This window comes from Jannaschia marina, assembly GCF_013404595.1.
GTDB classification, from domain to species: domain Bacteria; phylum Pseudomonadota; class Alphaproteobacteria; order Rhodobacterales; family Rhodobacteraceae; genus Jannaschia; species Jannaschia marina.
In genome coordinates, this window is sequence record NZ_JABVAX010000003.1 from 130,282 (window position 1) to 150,289 (window position 20,008).

Sequence of the window (20,008 nt, forward strand, 5' to 3'; positions counted from 1 at the left end):
CTGCTCGTGCGATTGTTCGCTTGTTATGCCTCGAGCCTAGGACGTGCCCCGCGCGCGGTGCAGCCTTTTTCTGCCATCTCCGGCGATCGGCGGGCTTCGATGTGTCGCCCCGGTGAGGGTTGCCACAATTCGGACATGAAAAAGACCCGGACGCGCCTGCATCCGGGTCGACGTCGCGACCTGCCAGTCGGGAAACGTATCGGGTTGGCGTCAGCCCGCCGTCGAAATGTCGACGATGCCGTCCTCGGTGCGGCCGACCGGCGTTTCGAGGCCGTTGGCGTAGACGGTCAGCGGCGTGCCGAAGTCGAGGCGGAAGAAGTCCGCCTCTCCGAAGGCCGCGATCTGCTTGCCGTCGGCCAGGCGACGGGCGGGGACGAGGGCGGCACCGGCATCGAAGAGCGCTTCGGCGCGCCAGTCGCGCACGGCGATGTGCTGATCGCAGGCGACGGTCGTGTCGCGCTCGGGCCGGCCGAGGCCCAGGCTGTCGGTCCGGATGGAGCAGGCCGCGGCCGTCAGGCCGGTCACGGCCTTGAGGACGGACATGCCGCGCTCGCGGGTGATGACGCGGTCGCCGGCCCGCAGGTGTTCGACGGGGACTTCGCCCCGGGCGGTCAGGATCACGGTGCCCCGGGCGATGCCGCCCTTGATCGTTTGCGCGACGACGACGGCGGCGTCGGTCTTCGCAAGGGTTTCGGCATTCTGGCGGAGCTGGACGGTCATGGCAGTGATCCTGTCGGTATGGCTTTGGCAGTAAAAGTTACCTGATGGTTAATTGGGGCACGATCTGGGCAAGATGCGGGACTCTTCTGGGCCTTTCCTGTCGAATTGACCGGTGCTACTGCGACATCAGTGCGGGTGTGGCGGAACTGGTAGACGCACCAGATTTAGGATCTGGCGCCGCAAGGCGTGGGGGTTCGAGTCCCTTCACCCGCACCACAGGTTTCTCGCGTCGACCGTCATGGTCGGGCCTGACCCGGCCCGTGCGCTGGTCCGGATCGGGAAATCCTCGGGTCGCGCCCGAGGATGATGCGCAGCGGCCCGGCGGGTCTTGACCTTCCCCGGCGTCATGGGGCCATTGGACGTCGAGGGGATGGAGGGCCGGATGCGCGACGACATGATCGAGATTTTCGAGGCCGGTGTGCGGCGGGCGGATCCGGCGGCGGCGGTGACCGACGCGCTGCCTGAGGTGACCACGCCCGATCTGATCGTCGCTCTCGGCAAGGCGGCGATCGCCATGGCGCGCGCCGCGCTCACGCGCTTCCCCGGCACGCCCTGCCTCGTGGTCACGAACCCGGAGAACGCAGCGGAACTCGACGGCGCACGCGTGATTCTCGGTGGTCATCCCGTGCCCGACGCCGGCAGCGCCGAGGCCGGTACAGCCGTCCTCGATGCCGTGGAGAGGTTGACCGAAGGGCAGCGCTGCCTCGCGCTCATCTCGGGCGGCGGTTCTGCGCTGGCGGTGGCACCGGCACCGGGCGTCACGCTCGAGGAAAAGGCCGAGGTCTCGCGCTTGCTGCTGGGAGCCGGTCTTGATGTCACGGCGATGAACCTCGTGCGTCAGAACCTCAGTCGGCTGAAGGGCGGGGGCCTCGCCCGGACCTGCGCGCCTGCGACGATGCAGGCGCTCATCCTCTCCGATGTCGTGGGCGACGATCTGGCCGCGATCGCCTCGGGCCCGACGGTGCCACCCCTCGGACCGCCCTTGCAGGCGCGCGCGGTGCTGGAGCGCGCCGACCTCTGGGGGCGCATCCCCGAAAGCTGCCGTCGCGCGCTCGCACGGGACGTGGCGGAGCCGGTGCCTCCCGTCGAGACCCGGCTGATCGGTTCGAACCGGCTCTCGGCCGAGGCGATGCTGGCCGCGGCACCCGGGGCCACGCTCGACCCCGTCCCGCTGGAGGGCGACGTGGCCGAGGCGGCCGCGCGCGTCGCGGGCCGCGCGGCCGATGGCCCGGCGCTCACGCTCTGGGGCGGGGAGACGACCGTGGTGCTGCGCGGCGACGGGCGCGGCGGCCGCAACCAAGAGCTCGCCCTTCGCGTGGCGCGCGCCCTTGACGGATTGGGGCGGCCCTGGGCGTTCCTCTCGGGCGGCACCGACGGGCGCGACGGCCCCACGGATGCCGCCGGGGCGCTGGTCGACGACGGAACGCTGGCGCGGATCGCGGCGGCGGGCTTCGACCTCGACGCGGCGCTTGCACGCAACGACAGCTATCCATTGCTCGCGGCGGCGGGCGACCTTCTGATGACGGGCGGGACGGGCACCAATGTCGCCGACCTGCAGATCCTGCGCGTCGGCTGACGGGGGCTGACAGCCGCGCGGCGGATGCTATGTCTGCGGACATGATTATCCGCTCCCTTCTCTTCCTTGCCGTGGCCGGTGCCGCCGCCGGCGCGGCCTACGTTCGCTTCGCGCCCATGGACGCCACGGCCTGGCACGTCGATCCCGCGACGGTGACGCGCAGCGGCAAGCCCAACGACTACCTCGTCTCCGAGGGCGGCGACCGCGCGCCGGTGATCGTGACCGGCGCGACGCCCGAGGCCGCGTTGGCGCAGCTCGATGCGATTGCCACGGCGGAGAAGGGCGTGACCCGGCTCGCCGGCAGCCCGCAAGACGGTCACGTCACCTACGTTCAACGGACGCCGCTCATGGGCTACCCCGATGCGATTTCGGTCACGGCGACGGCCGCGGGCGAGGACGTGGCGCTGCGGCTCTACAGCCGGTCGCGCTTCGGCCATTCCGATCTCGGGGTTAACGAGGCCCGGGTCGAACGCTGGCTCGCCGCCGTCGGGGAGTGAGCCGTCCTACTGTGCCCAGTCGAAGGCGTAGCTGCGCAGATCGAGCTGCGCGTTGCCGCCGCCGAAGTTCCAGCCGCCGAAATCCTCCCCGAACTCGATGTAGGCGGGGCCGACCCCCGGGGGGATGCCTTGCGACGGCATCATCGTGCCGCCGAGATGGTTCGGTCCGAACCCCTTGGCCCAATCGAGGATCTCGAAGGTGTCCGGGTCAAAGGCGTCGACATAGCCGCCCGAGTTCACATCCCAGCTCGCCACCGGCTTCTTGCCGGCGTTCGGGTCATTCGCCCGGGCGGTGGCGAGGATCGTGCGGGTCACGCGCCGCCCCGCCTCCGGTCGCGTCAGCGCCCAGTCGCCGTGGAAGCGCCATGTCGCCAGAGCGGATCCCCCGTCGAGCCAGCCGGGGCGCGGCACCCCGCGCAGGATGGCCAGATCGTGGGTTTCCGGCACGGGGCAGGGCGGGCCGTCGAACTCGTCTTCCGTGAGCGGCACGACGGCCCAGGCGAGGTCGAGGATGTCCCACATTCGATGCAGGCGCGGATGCGCCCCGCGCGCCTGCTCCCAGAGGACGCGCAGATCGGCGTCGGCCGGCGCTGTCGCCTCCGGCGACAGGATGACGTCCCGGACGCCCGGGGTGATGACCGGCCCGCCGTCGTTCTGATCTGCCGGGGTGCCGAAGAAGGCGATCGCGTGGACGTCGCTGCCCGGCGCGGCATAACCCTCCGGCAGTCGCAGGGTGAAGCCGTGCTGCATCGGATAGCCGGTGTTCGGGTCGAGCGGCCACTGGCCGGGCGCGATCCCGGGTGGCAGGCCGAAGCACCAGCCGAGCGCGTCCGGGTGGTCGCGCCGCGCGGTGGGCGAAAGTTCGAGATCCCAGGCTTTCACGTCATGTCCTTTTTTCGTCCGCATCCCATGCGAGCCGTACGTCGGACAGCCCCTCCTCGTTGTCGCCCTCCGAGCGGGCGATCTCGCGGAAGCCGGCGGTGGCGTAGAAGGTTCGTGCCGGCATGTTCGCGCGGAACGTCCAGAGCGTGACGCGTTCCTGCCCCGCCATCGCCGCCGCGAGGAGCATCCGGCCGTGTCCGCGCCCGCGAGCCATGGCACGGACGTAGAGCGCGGTCACGACCGTTTCGTCGCGTAGGCAGAATCCCGCGATGCCTTCCCCGTCCTCCGCCACCCAGCCCGGGCAGGCCGCCAGGCGTCCGCGCCAGAACGTCAGCATCGCGTCGTCGGAGTGCAGCCGCGGCATCCAGGGCGTCGCTTCGATCCACTCCGCGAGGATCGCCACGCAGGCTGCCGCGTCGCCGGTCCTGGCAGGGCGGATCGGCATCATCAGTAGGGCAGCGGATGCGCACGGTTCAGATCGTCGATTGCCGCGACCAGCTCGTCGGACAGCACCATGTCCTGCGCCTTGAGCCCGTGTTCGAGCTGCGTCACCGTCGTCGCGCCGAGGATCGCGGAGCAGGCGAAGGGCCGCGTCTGCAGCCACGCAAGCGCCATGTGCACCGGGTCGATGTCGTGTTCCGCGGCGAGCCGCAGATAGGCGTCGACCGTGTCCTCGACCCGATCGGACCAGCGCCCGCCGAGATCGCCGTTGATCGCCTTGCGGGATCCGTCGGGGACGGCCCCGTTCTGGTATTTGCCGGTGACGAGGCCGGTGGCGAGCGGCGAGAAGGCGAGCATGGTGACGTTCTCGTGGGTCATCATCTCGGTCAGGTCCGTATCGGCCAGCCGGAAGAGCAGCGAATATTCATTCTGTATCGAGACGGGCCGCGCCGGGCCGTCGTCGCCCTCCTCGTCGCTGGCGAGCATCAGCCACTGGTCCATGCCCCAGGTGCCCTCGTTCGAGAGGCCGAATGCGCGGATCGTACCGCGCTCGACCTCGCGCTCCAGCGCGCCCATGCAATCTGCCATGTTCTGCAGGATGGCCGCGCGCTCCCCCTCCGGACGGTAGCTCCAGTACTTGCGGAACTGGAAGCTGCCCCGGTTCGGCCAGTGAAACTGATAGAGGTCGATCACCTCGGACTTCAGGCGTTTGAGCGATCCCTCGATCGCCTCCGGGATACTCCCGCCGGTGATCGGCGCGCCGTCGCGTGCGTGCGAACCCTCCCCGGAGTGCTTCGTCGCGATCCGGAGCCGCCCGGCGTTGCCCTTGGCACCCCAGTTGCCGACGATCTCCTCGGTCAGTCCCAGCGTTTCCGCACGCACCGGATTCACCGGGTACATCTCGGCGGTGTCGAGCCAGGTCACGCCGGCATCGGCGGCCACGTCCATCTGGGTGTGGGCCTCGGCCTCCGGCGTCTGGGTGCCGAAGGTCATCGTGCCGAGCATGATCTCGGAAATCGTATCGTGGCGGCCAAGGGGCACGGTGCGCATGGATCATCCTCTCGTCAGATGCGGCGTTGATGCGCGTGCCCGCGCCGAAGGTCCAGCCCGCGGCGTTCAGAGATCGAGGTCGAGCCACACCGGGACGTGATCCGACGGTTTGTCGCGACCGCGCATCTCCGACTGGATCGTGCAGTCGCGCATCCGGTCGGCGATGGCGGGCGAGAGGAGGAAGTGGTCGATGCGGATGCCGTCGTTCCGGTTCCAGGCCCCCGCCTGATAGTCCCAGAAGGAGTAATGTCCGGCTGCCTGCGTGCGCGCCCGGAAGGCCTCGGTCAGCCCGAGGTTCAGGAGACGCCGCCAGGCTGCCCGCGTCTCGGGCAGGCCGAGCGCGTCCTTTTCCCAGGCCTCGGGGCGTTTCGCGTCACGGGCGTCGGGGATCACGTTGTAGTCGCCCGTCATCAGGAAGGGCGTCTCCTCGGCCAGAAGCGCCTTCGCCCGCGCTTCCAGTCGCGCCATCCACGCGAGCTTGTAGTCGTACTTCGGCCCCGGCGCGGGGTTTCCGTTCGGCAGGTAGAGACCGCAGACGCGCACCGCACCGTTCTCGCCGATGACAGTGCCCTCTATGTAGCGTGCCTGTTCGTCGTCCGTGTCACCGGGCAGGCCGCGCGTGACGTCCTCCACGGGCGTCTTCGAGAGGAGCGCGACACCGTTGAAGCCCTTCTGTCCGTGTGTATGCAACGCGTAGCCCGCGTCTTCGGCAACCTCGCGGGGGAAATTCTCGTCGACGGACTTGATCTCCTGCAGGACGGCGACGTCGGGCGCGTCCTCCCGGAGCCAGGTCGCCACCGTCTCGTAGCGGGCCTTGATGCCGTTGATGTTGTAGGTGGCGATCTTCATGGGCGGCCCTCCGGTCTTGGCCCCGGTCTAGGGCAGGGGCGCGGGCCTGTCACGGGGCGCCGACCGCGTCGAGAACATGCGCCACGCGCGGCGCGCAGGGCAGGCCACCGGCGCGCACCTCGGCCACCGGCACCCAGCGGGCATCCACCGCGTCGTCGGCGGCGACGGGTGCCCCGGACACATAGGTGCATCGCACTGCCGCCAGGAGGTAGTGGACGCGGACGGCTCCGCCCTCGTCGTGTTCGATCACGTCGACATTCGTCAGGTAGCCTGCGGCTTGCGCCACGACGCCCGTCTCCTCCAGCAGTTCGCGCTCGGCGGCTTCGAGCGCGGTCTCCCCGAGTTCCACGTGGCCCCCGGGGAACCCCCAGAGACCGGCGTTCGGAGCCTTGCCGCGCTGGACGAGGAGGACGGCATCGCCGCGCTGCACGACGGCGATCGCCCCGAGCTTCGGTCGGTCGGTCATGCGGCGCTCCTCCTCGGGCGGACAGCGGCGACGACGTTCACCCGAGCAGCTTGTCGGCCCGCTTCTTCACGAGCACCGTGCGCAGGTCGTGCATTGCCATCAGAAGGCGGTCGGTCACCATGTCGAGCTGGTCCTCGGTCGCGCGGGACTGAGCCCAGTGCGCCGTCAGGTTCAGGTGATCGACGGCGCGCAGAATGTCGTCGACGTCGCGCGCGGCGAGTTCCGCCGTCCGCGCCTCCATCCACGCCGCGATCGCGGCCTCGTCGTCGGGGGTCAGCAGCGTGTCGCCCTGCGGCTTCACCTGACCGTTGTTGATGTTGACCGTCGCGATCTGATCGAGCTCCAACCGCCGCTGCCGGTTCTCCGCATCGACGCGGAACACGAGAGCGCCGTTGTCCTTGACGCGGAAGTAATAGGGGGGAAGGCCGCCATTCGTCACTCGTATATCCTCCGTCCGCTTTCGATCAGGCTCGTCTCGTATTCCGTGCAGAAAATGACGGTTCGCTCGCCCGGGTCGTAGAACGCGTTCGCTTCGCCGCAGTTCTCGACCCGGATGTCGAGCGGAGCGGCGAGTTGCAGCATTTCGTTGAGTGCCGTGACCTCTTCGGTCAGGACCGCGCCGATCCGGCCCGGCGGGTCGGGCTGCAGGCGCAGCGTATCTCCGGGGCCCCGCTCCATCGCCACGTCGAGGACGCCGCCCCAGGCCGCCCGCGCCTGATCGAACTCCTCGGGGCAGAAGTCCGCCCTCTCCTCGGGCAGTCCCATGTCGACGGCGTAGTCGATCCGTTTGTCGGGGTCCGCGCCGTAGAACAGGCAGACCGTATTGTAGAACCGCTGCTCGTCGGGGCCGTGCGTGCTCCACCACGACGGTCCCTCGCCGTTCTCGGCCCGTACGATTGCGTCGTCCTCGAAGAGGAGCGCAAAGTCGTAGGCGAGGTCCAGCGCCGTTTCCTGGGCCCAGGCCGCTTCCGCAAGGATGACTGCGAAGACGTCCGCGGCGTCTTCTTCCTGGGCGAAGATCGGCACTTCCTCGATGTGGATCAGGGCATGACCGAGTTCATGGTAGAAGATCGAAAGCACGTTGCCCTCGACGAAGGCCTCGACGTCGGGCGTCTCCTCGGCGGCGATGGGGGCGCCCAGAACGGCCAGGACGCCGAAGGCACCGATCGACGCTCTCACACCAGCCCCTCGCAGAACCGCTTGATGCGGGTGCAGGCTTCGGTCAGTGCCTCCTCCGAGGTGGCATAGCTCACCCGGAAGTGCGGGCTGAGGCCGAAGGCCGCGCCGAAGACGACGGCCACACCTTCCTCCTCCAGAAGCGCGGTCGCGAAGGTCTCGTCGTCGGTGATCTCCACGCCGCCGGAGCTCGTCTTGCCGATACAGCCGGCGATCGAGGGGTAGACGTAGAACGCGCCCTCGGGCTTCGGACAGGTGATGCCGGGGCAGGCGTTGAGCCCACCGACCACGAGGTCGCGCCGCCCCTTGAAGAGCGCCTGGTTCGGACGGATGAACTCCTGCGTGCCGTCGAGCGCCTCGACGGCGGCATACTGGCTGATCGAGCAGGGGTTCGACGTCGACTGCGACTGCACCTTGCGCATCGCCGCGATCAGCTCCTCCGGGCCGGCGGCATAGCCGATGCGCCAGCCCGTCATGGAATAGGCCTTGGAGACGCCGTTCATCGTCAGCGTGCGGCCATAGAGCGCGGGCTCCACCTGCGCCGGGGTGGCGAAGACGAAGTTGTCGAAGACGAGGTGTTCGTACATGTCATCGGTCAGGATCCAGACCTGCGGATGACGCAGGAGCACGTCGGTCAGCGCCTTCAGCTCGTCGGCCGAATAGGCCGCGCCCGTCGGGTTCGACGGCGAGTTGAAGATGAGCCACTTCGTCTTGGGCGTGATCGCGGCTTCCAGCGCCTCGGCCGTGATCTTGAAATTCGTCTCGATCCCGGCGGCCACGGTCACGGGCTCCCCCCCGGCCAGCAGCACCATGTCGGGATAGCTGACCCAGTAGGGTGCGGGGATGATGACCTCGTCGCCGGGGTTCAGCGTCGCGACGAGCGCATTGTAGAGTACCTGCTTGCCGCCGCCCGAGACGGTGACCTGCGCGGGCCGATAATCGAGCCCGTTGTCGCGCTTGAACTTGCGGCAGATCGCCTCCTTCAGCTCGGGGATGCCGTCGACGGCGGTGTACTTGGTCTTGCCCTCCACGATGGCGCGGGCCCCCGCGTCCTTGATGTTCTGTGGCGTGTCGAAGTCCGGCTCCCCGGCACCGAGGCCGATCACGTCGCGGCCCGCCGCCTTCAGTTCGCGTGCCTTGTTCGTCACGGCGATCGTCGGCGAGGGTTTCACGCGGGCCAGGGTGTCGGACAGGAACGCCATTGGGTCGGTCTCCGGGTTTGCAACGGGTCTGCAACTTCCTAGGGTGCGGGCAATCCACGATCAAGGAGCGCCTGCAATGCCCACCGACAGCGAATGGTTCGACCCCGAAGCGACGACCTTCGGCGACCGCCTGACCGGCGCGCGGGAGGCCGCGGGCCTTGATGTGACGGAACTGGCGCGGCGGCTCGGCGTCAAGCCGCGCACGATCCGCGCCTGGGAGGAGGACCGCGCCGAGCCGCGCGCCAACCGGGTCTCGACCCTCGCGGGCATGACGAACGTCTCGCTGGCCTGGCTTCTGACCGGCGTCGGCGACGGGCCCGTCGAAACGGTGGCAAGTGCCATCGACGGCGATCTCTTGGCGGACGTCGAGCGTCTGCGCCGCGACGCGGTCGAGATCGCCGAGCGCCTGCGTCTCCTCGAGGCGCGGCTGAGGGCCACGGCGGGAGAAGAGGCTTGAGCGCCGCAGAGGGGACCGAAGTCCGCCGAAAGCGCCTGAAGATCCGGGCATGGCGGCGCGGGATCAAGGAAATGGACCTGATCCTGGGCGGCTACGCCGACGCCGAACTTGCCACGATGGACGAGGACGCGCTTTCGGTCTTCGAGGCGCTGCTGGGCGAGAACGACCACGATCTCTATGCTTGGGTGACGGGCGCGGCGGCTCCGCCCCCGCGTTTCGCGCCCCTCGTGGCCGAGCTCGGGGAGCGGGCCGCAGGTATTCGCGGCTAATCTGTGGCGAATTTCCGGCGTTTTAACGAAATGTCAGGATTTGGGTGAGAAGACCGAGGCAGTCCCAGACCCAGCATGAGATCCTGCCGCATGAGTCGCCTCGAGAATTTCAAGCCGCGCAACCAGCCCGACTTCATGTCCGGCTACCTCGATGCGCTGACCCTGGTGGAGCGGCTGCATCGCCTGCTGCTCGACGTCATCAAGGACGAGTTCGAGCGCGTCGGCATCCTGGAGATCAACGCGGTTCAGGGGCTTTTGCTGTTCAACGTCGGCGACAACGAGGTGACGGCGGGCGAATTGAAGAGCCGCGGCTACTATCAGGGCTCCAACGTCAGCTACAATCTCAAGAAGCTCGTCGAGATGGGCTACATGCACCATCAGCGCTGCGAGATCGACCGTCGCGCCGTCCGCGTGCGCCTGACGGCCAAGGGGCGCGAGGTGCGAGACGCGGTCGAGACGCTCTTCCTGCGCCACGCGGAAGGAATCCGCCATACCGGCGTTCTCTCCGACGCGGGCCTGGTCGAGATCGTGGGCACGCTGCGCCGGGTCGAGCGTTACTGGGCCGACCAGATCCGCTACATCTACTGACGCGCGCAGGGCGCGGGCCGCACCTGCCGCCGGGCGGTCAAATCGGCTTGCGCCCCGGCCCCCCCGCACATAGAGAGCTTGCGATTTCACCCAGCCCCCCGGGGCGGGGTTTTTGCATATGGGCCGTCATCCCGTCGGCCCTTCAACCGACGTAAGGACACATCCATGCAGGTGACCGAGACCCTGAACGAAGGCCTCAAGCGCGGCTACACCATCACGGTCCCCGCCGCCGACCTCGACGCGAAGGTCAATCAGAAGCTGACCGAGGCGCAGCCCGAGATCGAGATGAAGGGCTTCCGCAAGGGCAAGGTGCCGATGGCGCTCCTCAAGAAGCAGTTCGGTCAGCGCCTTTTGGGCGAATCGATGCAGGAGAGCATCGACGGCGCCCTCGGAAAGCACTTCGAGGAGACGGGCGACCGCCCCGCGATGCAGCCGGCGATCGAGATGCAGAACCAGGATGGCTGGAAGGAAGGCGACGACGTCGTCGTGGCCGTGAGCTACGAGGCGCTGCCGGACGTGCCCGAGGTCGACTTCTCGGGCGTCGCGATCGAGAAGCTGGTCGTCGACCCGGCCGACAGCGAGGTCGAAGAGGCGCTGAAGGGCCTCGCGCAGAACGCAAAGACCTTCGTGACGAAGAAGGGCAAGGCCGCCAAGGGCGACCAGGTCGTGATCGACTTCCTGGGCAAGGTCGACGGCGAGCCATTCGAGGGCGGTGCCGCCGAGGACTACCCGCTGGAGCTTGGCTCCAACTCCTTCATCCCTGGCTTCGAGGATCAGCTGATCGGCCTCAAGGCCGGTGAGGAGAAGGTCGTCGAGGTGACCTTCCCCGAGGCCTATCAGGCCGAGCATCTGGCGGGGAAGGCCGCCGTCTTCGAGTGTACGGTGAAGGAAGTGAAGAAGCCCGCCGAAGCCAAGATCGACGACGACATGGCCAAGCAGTTCGGGGCCGAGAGCCTCGATGCCCTGAAGGAGCAGATCAAGGAGCGCCTGAGCGCCGAATACGCGACGGCCGCGCGCCAGGTGGTGAAGCGCCAGCTTCTCGATCAACTCGACACGCTCGTCACCTTCGACCTGCCGCCCTCGCTCGTCGAGGCCGAAGCCAGCCAGATCGCGCACCAGCTCTGGCACGAGGAGAACCCCGACGTGCAGGGCCACGATCACGAGAAGATCGAGCCGACCGAGGAGCACGAGAAGCTCGCGACCCGTCGCGTCCGTCTGGGCCTCCTGCTCGCCGAGCTCGGCCAGAAGGAGAAGGTCGAGGTCTCCGACGCCGAAATGACCCAGGCGATCATGACCCAGGCGCGCCAGTACCCCGGTCAGGAGCGCGAGTTCTTCCAGTTCATCCAGCAGAACCAGCAGGCGCAACAGCAGCTGCGAGCGCCGCTCTTCGAGGACAAGGTCATCGACGTCATCCTCGAGCGCGCGGAGGTGAGCGAGAAGTCCGTCACCAAGGACGAGCTGCAGGCGGAGGTCGAGAAGCTCGAAGAGGTCTGAGCCGGACTGCGATCATGTGACAAGGCCGCCCGTTGGGGCGGCCTTTTTATTTTCAGAATCTTACAAGGCGGCGTTCACGTCATCCGGCCGGCGTTACATGGATCACCGCGCCATTGTCGCGGTCGGTCAGCACGAGGAAGCTGCCGTCCTCCAGCACCTCGATGTCCCGCACCCGTCCGAGCTCCATCAGAAGGCGCTCCTCCCCCACGACGCGCCCGTCCTCGAGTTTAAGCCGCACCACGCCGCCCGGCCGGAGCGACGCGATCAGCGCGTCGCCGTTCCAGTCGCCGAACGTCTCGCCCGCGTGGAAGGCCATGCCGCCGGGCGCGATCACCGGATCCCAGAAGTAGACCGGCTGCTCCATGCCCTCGGCGACCGCCTCGCCCGAACCGATGGCACCGCCGCGGTAGCGTTTCCCGTAGGAGATCACCGGCCAGCCGTAATTGAGGCCCGCCTCCGGCGCGTTCAGCTCGTCTCCGCCCTTCGGGCCGTGCTCGATCGTCCAGAGCGTGCCGTCTGCATCCATTGCCGCTCCCTGGATGTTGCGGTGCCCGTAGGACCAGATCGTGTCGACCGCGCCCTCCTGTCCGACGAAGGGGTTGTCCTCGGGGACCGTGCCGTCGAGGTTCACGCGGATGACCTTGCCGTAGGTCTTGTCGAGGTCCTGCGCGAAGGGCCGTTCCGCATCGGAGGAGTGCTCGCCCGAGGTCACCGCCCAGGTTCCGTCGGGCAGTTCCAGGATCCGGCTGCCGTAGTGCTTGGCCGTGGGTGAGGGCGGGTCCTGCACGAAGATGTCGGTCACGTCCGACAGCGCGGTCCGGTCCTCCGACAGCACCGCGCGGGCCGCCGCCGTCACGCTCCCGCCTTCGACCGGCTTGGCATAGGTCAGCAGCACAAGACCGCTCTCGGCGAAATCGGGGGCGAGCGCGACGTCGAGAAGCCCACCCTGGCCCTGCGGCAGCACCTCGGGCACGCCCTCGATCGGGTCAGACAGCGTCCCGTCGGCCGCGAGGTGGCGCAGACGCCCGGCGCGCTCGGTCACGAGCCATCCTGCGTCGCCGGGCAGGGTTGCGATGCCCCACGGATGGTCGAGCCCGTCGGCCAGCACCTCGGTCTGCAGCGTCACGTCGCTCGTCGCGAGCGGCGCGCGGGTCTGCTCGGGGAAGGCGGGCGGAAAGTCCGTGTTCCGCTCGCCGTATTCGAAACCCTGCGCCAGCACGGCAGAGGGCAGGGCAAGGAGCGTGGCGATCAGGGGCAGGGGGCGCATGGCGGGTCTCCGGTGTTTGCAGCTGTCGCGAACACTAGGGCGCGGGAGCGGCCTGTCACCTCACGACCGCTTTACGCCCCCGCGCCACTGGCGCAGGATCGCGCCCATGACGAACCCGCTCTACGACCGCCTCTTCGGCGCGAACGCCCATCGCGAGACACCCTTCCTGCACCTCGCCGACGGCACGACGATCACCCATGCCACCTTCGACCGGACCTCCGCGCGCTACGCCCATGCGCTTGCCGCGGCGGGGGCACGGGCCGGAGATCGGGTCGCGCTGCAGGTGGCGAAGTCGCCCGAGGCGCTGGCCATCGTCGCCGCCTGCGCGCGCGCGGGCCTGATCGTGCTGCCGCTGAACCCGGCCTATACGGCGGCGGAGACGGAGTATTTCGTCTCCGACTCGGGCGCGCGCCTCTTCGTGACGGACCCCGCGCGACGGGAGGAGATGACGGCCGCCGCCGGCGCGGCAACGCTGCTCACGCTTGGTGCGCAGGGCGACGGCACGCTGGCCGAGGCCGCCGCCGACCGTCCCGAAACCTTCGAGACCGTCCCGCGCGGGGCGGACGACCTCGCCGCCTTCCTCTACACCTCCGGCACGACCGGGCGCTCGAAGGGGGCGATGCTGAGCCAGGGGAACCTCCTGTCGAATGCAGAGACGCTCGCCGAACACTGGCGGTTCACCGAAGACGACGTGCTCCTCCATGCGCTGCCGATCTTCCACACACACGGCCTTTTCGTGGCGATGAACGTCACGCTCGTCGCGGGCGGCGCGATGATCTTCCTGCCGAAGTTCGACGCCGGGGCGATGCTCGACCATATGCCGCACGCGACCGCGATGATGGGCGTTCCGACCTTCTACACCCGTCTTCTCGACGATGCCTGCTTCGACCGGAACGTGGCGGGGCACATGCGCCTCTTCGTTTCAGGCTCCGCGCCTCTCCTGGCCGAGACGCACCGGCGCTTCGAGGCCCGCACGGGCCACCGCATCCTCGAGCGCTACGGCATGACCGAAACCAACATGAACACCTCAAACCCCTACGACGGCGACCGCCGCGCGGGGACCGTGGGCCTGCCGCTGTCGGGGGTGGAACTGCGGATCATGGAGCGCGACGCGCCGGTCGCCCCGGGCGAGACGGGCACGATCGAGGTGCGGGGGCCGAACGTCTTCCAGGGCTACTGGAACATGCCGGAGAAGACGGCGGAGGAGCTTGGCCCCGACGGCTGGTTCAAGACCGGCGACCTCGGGACGCAGGACGCGGACGGCTATGTCACCATCGTCGGTCGCGCGAAGGATCTGGTGATCTCGGGCGGCTACAATGTCTATCCGAAGGAAATCGAGGATCTGCTCGACGCGCAGCCCGGCGTGCTCGAGTCGGCGGTGATCGGCGTGCCCCATGCGGACTTCGGCGAAGCGCCGGTTGCGCTTCTCGTGCCGCAACCGAACGAGACGCCGGATCTCGATGCGATCGGCGACGCCCTCGGCGCAGGGCTCGCCCGCTACAAGCATCCCGCGCGGCTCCTCGTGGTCGACGAACTGCCGCGCAATACCATGGGCAAGGTCCGGAAGGCGGCGCTGCGCGCGACCTATGCGCAACTGCTGAGGCAGTCCTGACCCGGCTCTCTATCTTCCTGCCGGAAATACTCCACGGGGGTCCGGGGGTGTGAAACCCCCGGCCCGGCCGGCTCAGAGCGGGATGCGGAACTGCGCGAAGCCCTCGTCCGTCACGCCCACTTCCTCGAGCGTCACGCCGGGCACGCCCTCGGAGTAGCCCGCCCCCGCCGGCCCCGTTTCGAAAAGCACCGTCGTCCCCTCCATCGGGGCGAAGGCCCAGTTGCCGTCGGCCGAGGGGCTGATCGTGCCCTGCTCGACGATGTAGCGGACGATGACGTCGCGGTTCGTGTCGGGGGCCTCGAGGATGATGGTCGAGCCGTCCGCGCCGGGGAAGGAGCCACCGCCCGAGGCGCGGTAGTTATTGGTGGCGATCACGAATTCCGCGTCCATGTCGAGCGGTGCGCCCTGGTAGGTCAGATCCACGATCCGGTTGGCATCGGGGTTGACGACGGCCCCCTCGCGGTCGAAGCGCGCGGGCTGACTCAGGTCGATGCGGTATTCGACCCCGTCCATAACGTCGAAGTTGTAGCTCGGGAACTCGGGGTTGAGGAGCGGGGCGTCGGTCGCGCCCGCCTCCACCTGATTGAACATGCCGGCGGAGCGTTCGAGCCAGTCCTTCACCTGCTGCCCCGTCACCTTCACCGCGCGCACGGTGTTCGGGTAGAGGTAGAGGTCGGCCACGTTGCGGATCGCCACGTCGCCCGCGGGCACGTCGGTGTAGTACTCCGGTCCGCCGCGACCGCCCGCTTTGAAGGGCGCGGCCGCCGAGAGGACCGGCAGGCCCGCGTGTTCCGTCCCGGCCAGAAGCTGCTCGACGTACCATTTCTGTGCGATCGAGACGATCTGCACCGAAGGGTCGTCGGCAACGAGCGCGAAGTAGGAATGGAGCGGCGCATCCGTCTTGCCCACGGCGCGGCGCACGTATTCGAGCGTGGCCTCGTGGTCGGCGCGGGTCGCCTCGAGGACGGCCGCGTCGCTCTCGACCTGCGGCGTCCAGCTGCGATCCTCGCCCCGCAACGCGATCGGCCGCAGCTCCGACGCGGTCGCCGCCACGCGCCATTCGCCGCCGTCGCGCTCCAGCATCAGGTCGACGAGGCCCATGTGGCTGCCCCAGAAGCCGGGCATCACGGCGGGCTTGCCGTGGATCGTGCCCGCGGTCGCATCCACGCCCTCGATGCCGGCGTAGGCCTCACCCGGGAATTCCTGGTGATGGTGCCCGGTCAGCACGACGTCGATGCCCGGAACCGCGGCCAGCGGCACGGCCGCGTTCTCCATCATGTCCTCGGCCACGGCCCCGCCGATCCCGGAGTGGGCGAGCGCGATGATGATGTCGCAGCCGACCTCCTTCATCTGGGGCACGAAGGTCTCGGCCGTCTTGATGATGTCGCGGACCTTCACGTTGCCTTCGAGGTGGCGGCGGTCCCACTGCATGATCTGGGGCGGCGTGAAGCCGATGATGCCGATCATGATCGGATGCGCCTCGCCCGCGCCATCGACGATCTCGCGCTGGATGATGGCGTAGGGCGGCACGAGTGTCTTGTCGTCGAGCGCGCTCTCGCCCTGTTCGGTGGCGACGTTGGCGAGCACGACGGGGAAATCCGCGCCCCCGAGGGCCTTCATCAGGAAGTCGAGGCCGTAGTTGAATTCGTGGTTGCCGATGGTCGCCGCATCGAAGCCCAGCGTGTTCATCGCCGTGATGACGGGGTGGACGTCGCCTTCCTTGAGTCCGCGCTCGTAGGCCATGAAGTCGCCCATCGGGTTGCCCTGCAGGAAATCCCCGTTGTCGAGGACGAGGCTGTTGGCGGACTCCGCGCGGACCTGTTCGATCAGGCTCGCCGTACGCGCCAGTCCGACCGTGTCGACCTCCCGGTCGCCGTAGTAGTCGTAGGGCCAGACGTGGACATGCAGGTCGGTCGTCTCGGCAATGCGCAGATGCGCCTGGTTCGCCTGCGCGCGGGCGGCGAAGGGGTGGACCATGACCAGCCCGGCTCCGGCGGCGGCGGTGGAGGTGAGGAAGCGGCGGCGGGTAAGGGGCATGGTCGATCTCCGTGTTGCACGAGTCGCAGTCTAGCGCCGGATGTTGCGGGGATGTGAACCTTTTGCCCAGATCCGGGCGAAGCCTTGCCCGCCTCTTCGTCACGACCGTTCGAGCATCGCCCAGAAAAAGGGCCCGACGCGCGCAAGCTGTGCGACCGTCCATCCGCTCGCCTGTGCCAAGTCGTCCACCTCGTTCGGTTCCGGGTGATACCATGGTATTTCCGGCGCGACCTGCCCGTCGTAGGCGAAGGACATGCCGATCTCTCCGCGCCTACGCCCCGCCGCGCGGTTTCGTGCGTGATAGGACAGATGCGCGGGCTCGTCCGTCCGGGCGATGTCGATTCCGGTCAGGAGGAGCCGCCCCTTCGGCGCGGCGATCCGGTGCAGGCGTGCAAAGAGCGCAACCGCCCCCGCGAAATCTCCCCCGATGCCGACGTTGTTGCCGAAAAGCGTGATGGTGCGGGGCCGCTCCGGAAGGTTCGGTTGATCGGGGCCCATGATGTCGTGGAGCACCACATTTTCGAGCCCCCGCTCCCGGCAGACGGCGATCGCGCCCGGCGAGACGTCTATGCCGTGAGCAGCGATGCCTTGGCCGGCGCACCAGAGAAGGTGCCGTCCGGCCCCGCAGCCGACGTCGAGAAGCGGCCCCTCGGCATGGGCGAGCGCGGCGGCTTCGACGGGGGAGGGGGCGTCGCGGAAATAGACCCCGGGGCTGTGATCGTCGACCCAGCCGTCGTCGCGGGTGATGTGGATCACCTCTTCCGTCCGACCCGCGTGATAGGCTCGAAGTGCCTCGCCGAAGACATCCATGGGTCAGTTCCTTCTCGCCATCTTCCGACGATCAGGGTGCAGGGGCGGCCGGATTGCAAACCGAACACCCCTCGGCAGGCGCTGACCCGCCGGTGCCTTCCGAACGAAACGGGCCGCCCCGAAGGACGGCCCGATGTCGATCGGCAGTGGCGACCGGATCAGTCCGGCTGCTCCTCGCCGTCGTCGCTCTGGCCTTCCGGCGTCTCGACCGGGCCGGCGTCGTCGCCATCGAAGACGTCGGCAGCGGAGCCGATGTCATCGAAGAGCTCGGAGATCTCGAACTCGGCGGCGGCCTCTTCTTCGGCGGCCAGTTCCTGGATGGACTTGCCGGCGGCCTGAAGCTCGGCCTCTTCGGGCGAGCGGGCCACGTTCAGCTCGATCTCGACCTCGACCTCGGGGTGCAGGCGCACGAAGACGGTGTGCAGCCCGAGCTCCTTGATCGGTGCGCCGAGCGCGACCTGGCCGCGGGCCACTGTGAACCCGGCTTCGGTCGCGGCCTCGGCGGCGTCACGGGTGGTGACGGAGCCGTAGAGCGAACCGGCGTCGGAGGCCGAGCGGATGATGACGAACTGCTCGCCGGCGAGCTTCTCGCCCAGGGCCTCGGCTTCCTTGCGGGTTTCGAGGTTCTGCGCTTCGAGCTGCGCCTTGCGGCCCTCGAACGCCTTGACGTTCTGCTCGGAGGCAGACAGCGCCTTGCCCTGCGGGAGCAGGAAGTTGCGCGCGTACCCGGGCTTGACGTCAACGACGTCGCCCATCTGGCCCAGCTTGGCCACGCGCTCCAGAAGGATCACTTGCATTGCATGGTCTCCTTATTTGACGGCGTAGGGCAGCAGAGCCAGGAACCGGGCGCGCTTGATGGCACGCGCCAGCTTGCGCTGGTTCTTGGCCGAGACGGCCGTGATGCGGGACGGAACGATCTTACCGCGCTCGCTGATGTAGCGCTGCAGCAGACGGGTGTCCTTGTAGTCGATCTTCGGGGCATTCGGGCCCTCGAAGGGATCGGACTTGCGACGGCGGAAGAAGGGTTTGGCAGCCATGTGTCTCTCTCCTTACCGGCGTTCGCGGCGGTCGGACCGCTCGTCGCGCTTTTGCATCTGGATCGAAGGACCTTCCTCGTGGGCGTCGACCTTCACGGTCAGCACGCGCATGACGTCGTCATGCAGTCGGCACAGACGCTCCATCTCCTGCACGGCATCCGACGGGGCGTCGGTGCGCAGGAAGGCGTAGTGGCCCTTGCGGTTCTTGTTGATCTTGTAGGCCATGGTCTTCACGCCCCAGTACTCGCTCTCGACGACGGTGCCGCCGTTGTCCGCGAGGACGGTGCTGAAGTGTTCCACAAGGCCTTCGGCCTGCGCGGTGGACAGATCCTGCCGCGAAATCATGACATGCTCGTAGAGCGGCATGCGAACTCCTGTTTTGTCGTCGCGCGTTTCATAGCCCGGGGCTGATCCCGCCCCCCGGACACGAGAGACCACGCGGTTCAAAGGCGTGGCGGGATGGGCGGGATATAGCGATCTGCACTGCGGGCGCAACCCGTCGCGGTGCCATCCGCCCGCTCCCGCGTCGTCTTTGTCGGGGCGGGGGAACGGAATCACCGCCTGATGGTTCTTTCGGCAGAGACATCGTACATTTAGGAGACTGATATGCTTCGCATTTTCGGAACGACCGCCATTGCGCTCGCCCTTGCCGCGCCGGCCTACGCCGACAGCCACGCCACGGAGGGCGAGGAGACCGAGGCGGTCACCGCAGAGGAGACGGCAGAGGGCGACGCCGCGGAGGATGCCGGCACCGGCGAGACCGGGTCCGAAGACGGCGAGGCAGAGGGGGATGCCGCCGCCGAGGACGACGCCGGCGACGGGGAAGCGCCGGACGCCGAGGCGGGCACCGATGGGGCCGATCCCGCGTCAGAGACCGACGGCGAGAGCGATGCGCCAGCCGGGGAGGCGGAAGGAGACGGCGAGAGCTCCGCGGAGACCGGCGACGCGGCGGAAGACGGCGATGCGGCGGCGGAGAGCGAAGACGGCGCTGCGTCGGACGAGAATGCCGAAGGTGATGAAGCCGCGGCCGAAGGGGCGCAAGACGAGGCGGCCGCCGAGGACGGGGCCGCCGAAGACGGCGAGGCGGCCGCTGACGGCGATGCGGCTCCCGAAGGCGAAGACGCCGCCGGCCCGGAAGACGCGGCGATGCTCGACATGACCGGCGCGCTCAGCTTGGCCATGCTTGCCGACGCGGAAATCTTTACGCTGGCGGCCGGCGTGGACGACGCGACCTGGGCCAACGAGGGTGACATGGAGTTCAACGCGGCCGTCATGGGTCCGGGTGTCGTGCGCGAAACCGTCGGGTCGGTCGTCGACGTGATGATTTCCCGCGACGGCCAGGTGCTCGGCGTCGTCGCTGAAGTAGGGGGCTTCCTCGGGCTCGGGGAGACGGAGGTTCTGCTGCCGATGACCGACGTGCGCATCATCGAGGCCGACGCTGACGAGATCGCCGTAGTGACGCTGCTGACACAGGCCGAGATCGAGCAATTGTCGGCTCCCGGTGAAGAGGCTGCGGAATAGCGCAGGGCCCGCAAGCCGAAAGGATCGGACTCCGGGGGTATATGCCTCCGGGGTCTC

General features: G+C 68.4%; 23 protein-coding genes and 1 tRNA gene. 9 read left to right on the top strand and 15 right to left on the bottom strand.

All coding sequences use genetic code 11. From position 1 onward, the window contains the following. Positions 1-210 precede the first annotated feature (210 nt). Positions 211-720, bottom strand: a complete 510-nt coding sequence (locus tag HSX43_RS06995; RefSeq protein WP_179379398.1) for a Hint domain-containing protein — start codon at positions 718-720, stop codon at positions 211-213. Positions 721-851: 131 nt separating this feature from the next. On the opposite strand from HSX43_RS06995, the gene HSX43_RS07000 reads away from it, so the two are divergent. The 3 genes from HSX43_RS07000 to HSX43_RS07010 all read left to right on the top strand — a co-directional run bounded on the left by HSX43_RS07000 (position 852) and on the right by HSX43_RS07010 (position 2,793). Then, a tRNA-Leu gene (locus HSX43_RS07000) sits at positions 852-936 on the top strand. Positions 937-1,066: 130 nt separating this feature from the next. Then, entirely contained in the window at positions 1,067-2,296 is a 1,230-nt protein-coding gene (locus HSX43_RS07005; protein ID WP_235962549.1) for a glycerate kinase type-2 family protein, read from the top strand. A gap of 41 nt (positions 2,297-2,337) precedes the next feature. Beyond that, positions 2,338-2,793, top strand: coding sequence for a DUF1499 domain-containing protein (locus tag HSX43_RS07010; RefSeq protein ID WP_179379399.1), 456 nt, complete (start codon positions 2,338-2,340; stop codon positions 2,791-2,793). 6 nt (positions 2,794-2,799) lie between these two features. On the opposite strand, the gene HSX43_RS07015 is transcribed toward HSX43_RS07010, so the two are convergent. The 8 genes from HSX43_RS07015 to HSX43_RS07050 form a co-directional block, all read right to left on the bottom strand. Continuing rightward, a complete protein-coding gene (locus HSX43_RS07015) occupies positions 2,800-3,675 on the bottom strand; it encodes a hypothetical protein (RefSeq protein WP_179379400.1) in 876 nt (291 codons plus the stop codon). A 1-nt stretch (position 3,676) separates the two neighbouring features. Then, a complete protein-coding gene (locus HSX43_RS07020; protein ID WP_179379401.1) occupies positions 3,677-4,120 on the bottom strand; it encodes a GNAT family N-acetyltransferase in 444 nt (147 codons plus the stop codon). A gap of 2 nt (positions 4,121-4,122) precedes the next feature. Further along, on the bottom strand, positions 4,123-5,166 hold the full coding sequence (locus tag HSX43_RS07025; protein WP_179379402.1) for an aldo/keto reductase: 1,044 nt from the start codon (positions 5,164-5,166) through the stop codon (positions 4,123-4,125). A gap of 66 nt (positions 5,167-5,232) precedes the next feature. Continuing rightward, entirely contained in the window at positions 5,233-6,015 is a 783-nt protein-coding gene (xth, locus tag HSX43_RS07030) for an exodeoxyribonuclease III (RefSeq protein ID WP_179379403.1), read from the bottom strand. Positions 6,016-6,064: 49 nt separating this feature from the next. After that, complete coding sequence (locus HSX43_RS07035) at positions 6,065-6,481, bottom strand: NUDIX hydrolase (protein WP_179379404.1); 417 nt, start codon at positions 6,479-6,481, stop codon at positions 6,065-6,067. Between the two features lie 37 nt (positions 6,482-6,518). Continuing rightward, entirely contained in the window at positions 6,519-6,920 is a 402-nt protein-coding gene (locus HSX43_RS07040; protein WP_179379405.1) for a hypothetical protein, read from the bottom strand. Continuing rightward, positions 6,917-7,660 carry a DUF4344 domain-containing metallopeptidase gene (locus tag HSX43_RS07045; RefSeq protein WP_179379406.1) on the bottom strand — a complete coding sequence of 248 codons (744 nt, stop codon included), beginning with the start codon at positions 7,658-7,660 and terminating at the stop codon, positions 6,917-6,919. Before HSX43_RS07045 ends, HSX43_RS07040 begins: the two co-directional genes overlap by 4 nt. Then, complete coding sequence (locus HSX43_RS07050; protein ID WP_179379407.1) at positions 7,657-8,859, bottom strand: pyridoxal phosphate-dependent aminotransferase; 1,203 nt, start codon at positions 8,857-8,859, stop codon at positions 7,657-7,659. Before HSX43_RS07050 ends, HSX43_RS07045 begins: the two co-directional genes overlap by 4 nt. A gap of 76 nt (positions 8,860-8,935) precedes the next feature. Here HSX43_RS07050 and HSX43_RS07055 point away from each other — a divergent pair, with 76 nt between their 5' ends. The 4 genes from HSX43_RS07055 to tig all read left to right on the top strand — a co-directional run bounded on the left by HSX43_RS07055 (position 8,936) and on the right by tig (position 11,667). Then, positions 8,936-9,316: a helix-turn-helix domain-containing protein gene (locus tag HSX43_RS07055; RefSeq protein ID WP_179379408.1), complete on the top strand. Its 381-nt coding sequence runs from the start codon at positions 8,936-8,938 to the stop codon at positions 9,314-9,316. After that, positions 9,313-9,585 (top strand): FAD assembly factor SdhE, encoded by a 273-nt coding sequence (locus HSX43_RS07060; protein WP_235962550.1) that lies wholly within the window; start codon positions 9,313-9,315, stop codon positions 9,583-9,585. Before HSX43_RS07055 ends, HSX43_RS07060 begins: the two co-directional genes overlap by 4 nt. 90 nt (positions 9,586-9,675) lie before the next feature. Further along, on the top strand, positions 9,676-10,173 hold the full coding sequence (locus HSX43_RS07065) for a MarR family winged helix-turn-helix transcriptional regulator (RefSeq protein WP_235962551.1): 498 nt from the start codon (positions 9,676-9,678) through the stop codon (positions 10,171-10,173). 165 nt (positions 10,174-10,338) lie between these two features. Continuing rightward, on the top strand, positions 10,339-11,667 hold the full coding sequence (tig, locus tag HSX43_RS07070; protein ID WP_179379409.1) for a trigger factor: 1,329 nt from the start codon (positions 10,339-10,341) through the stop codon (positions 11,665-11,667). 79 nt (positions 11,668-11,746) lie between these two features. Here the strand turns inward: tig and HSX43_RS07075 are convergent, their stop codons facing one another. Next, the gene (locus HSX43_RS07075; RefSeq protein WP_179379410.1) at positions 11,747-12,934 is read right to left on the bottom strand and encodes a PQQ-dependent sugar dehydrogenase; all 1,188 of its coding nucleotides are present in this window, start codon (positions 12,932-12,934) and stop codon (positions 11,747-11,749) included. A gap of 106 nt (positions 12,935-13,040) precedes the next feature. Here HSX43_RS07075 and HSX43_RS07080 point away from each other — a divergent pair, with 106 nt between their 5' ends. Next, positions 13,041-14,546, top strand: coding sequence for a malonate--CoA ligase (locus HSX43_RS07080; RefSeq protein ID WP_179379411.1), 1,506 nt, complete (start codon positions 13,041-13,043; stop codon positions 14,544-14,546). Between the two features lie 72 nt (positions 14,547-14,618). On the opposite strand, the gene HSX43_RS07085 is transcribed toward HSX43_RS07080, so the two are convergent. From HSX43_RS07085 to rpsF, 5 genes are all read right to left on the bottom strand, one after another. After that, positions 14,619-16,583 (bottom strand): bifunctional 2',3'-cyclic-nucleotide 2'-phosphodiesterase/3'-nucleotidase, encoded by a 1,965-nt coding sequence (locus HSX43_RS07085; protein WP_179379412.1) that lies wholly within the window; start codon positions 16,581-16,583, stop codon positions 14,619-14,621. 99 nt (positions 16,584-16,682) lie between these two features. Beyond that, positions 16,683-17,393 carry a class I SAM-dependent methyltransferase gene (locus tag HSX43_RS07090; RefSeq protein WP_179379413.1) on the bottom strand — a complete coding sequence of 237 codons (711 nt, stop codon included), beginning with the start codon at positions 17,391-17,393 and terminating at the stop codon, positions 16,683-16,685. A 158-nt stretch (positions 17,394-17,551) separates the two neighbouring features. Beyond that, a complete protein-coding gene (gene rplI, locus HSX43_RS07095; protein ID WP_179379414.1) occupies positions 17,552-18,190 on the bottom strand; it encodes a 50S ribosomal protein L9 in 639 nt (212 codons plus the stop codon). A 12-nt stretch (positions 18,191-18,202) separates the two neighbouring features. Then, complete coding sequence (rpsR, locus tag HSX43_RS07100; protein ID WP_179379415.1) at positions 18,203-18,430, bottom strand: 30S ribosomal protein S18; 228 nt, start codon at positions 18,428-18,430, stop codon at positions 18,203-18,205. Between the two features lie 12 nt (positions 18,431-18,442). Then, the gene (rpsF, locus tag HSX43_RS07105) at positions 18,443-18,796 is read right to left on the bottom strand and encodes a 30S ribosomal protein S6 (protein WP_179379416.1); all 354 of its coding nucleotides are present in this window, start codon (positions 18,794-18,796) and stop codon (positions 18,443-18,445) included. 240 nt (positions 18,797-19,036) lie between these two features. Between rpsF and HSX43_RS07110 the strand changes: the two genes are divergently transcribed. Continuing rightward, a complete protein-coding gene (locus HSX43_RS07110) occupies positions 19,037-19,951 on the top strand; it encodes a PRC-barrel domain-containing protein (RefSeq protein ID WP_179379417.1) in 915 nt (304 codons plus the stop codon). The last annotated feature ends 57 nt before the right edge of the window (positions 19,952-20,008 follow it).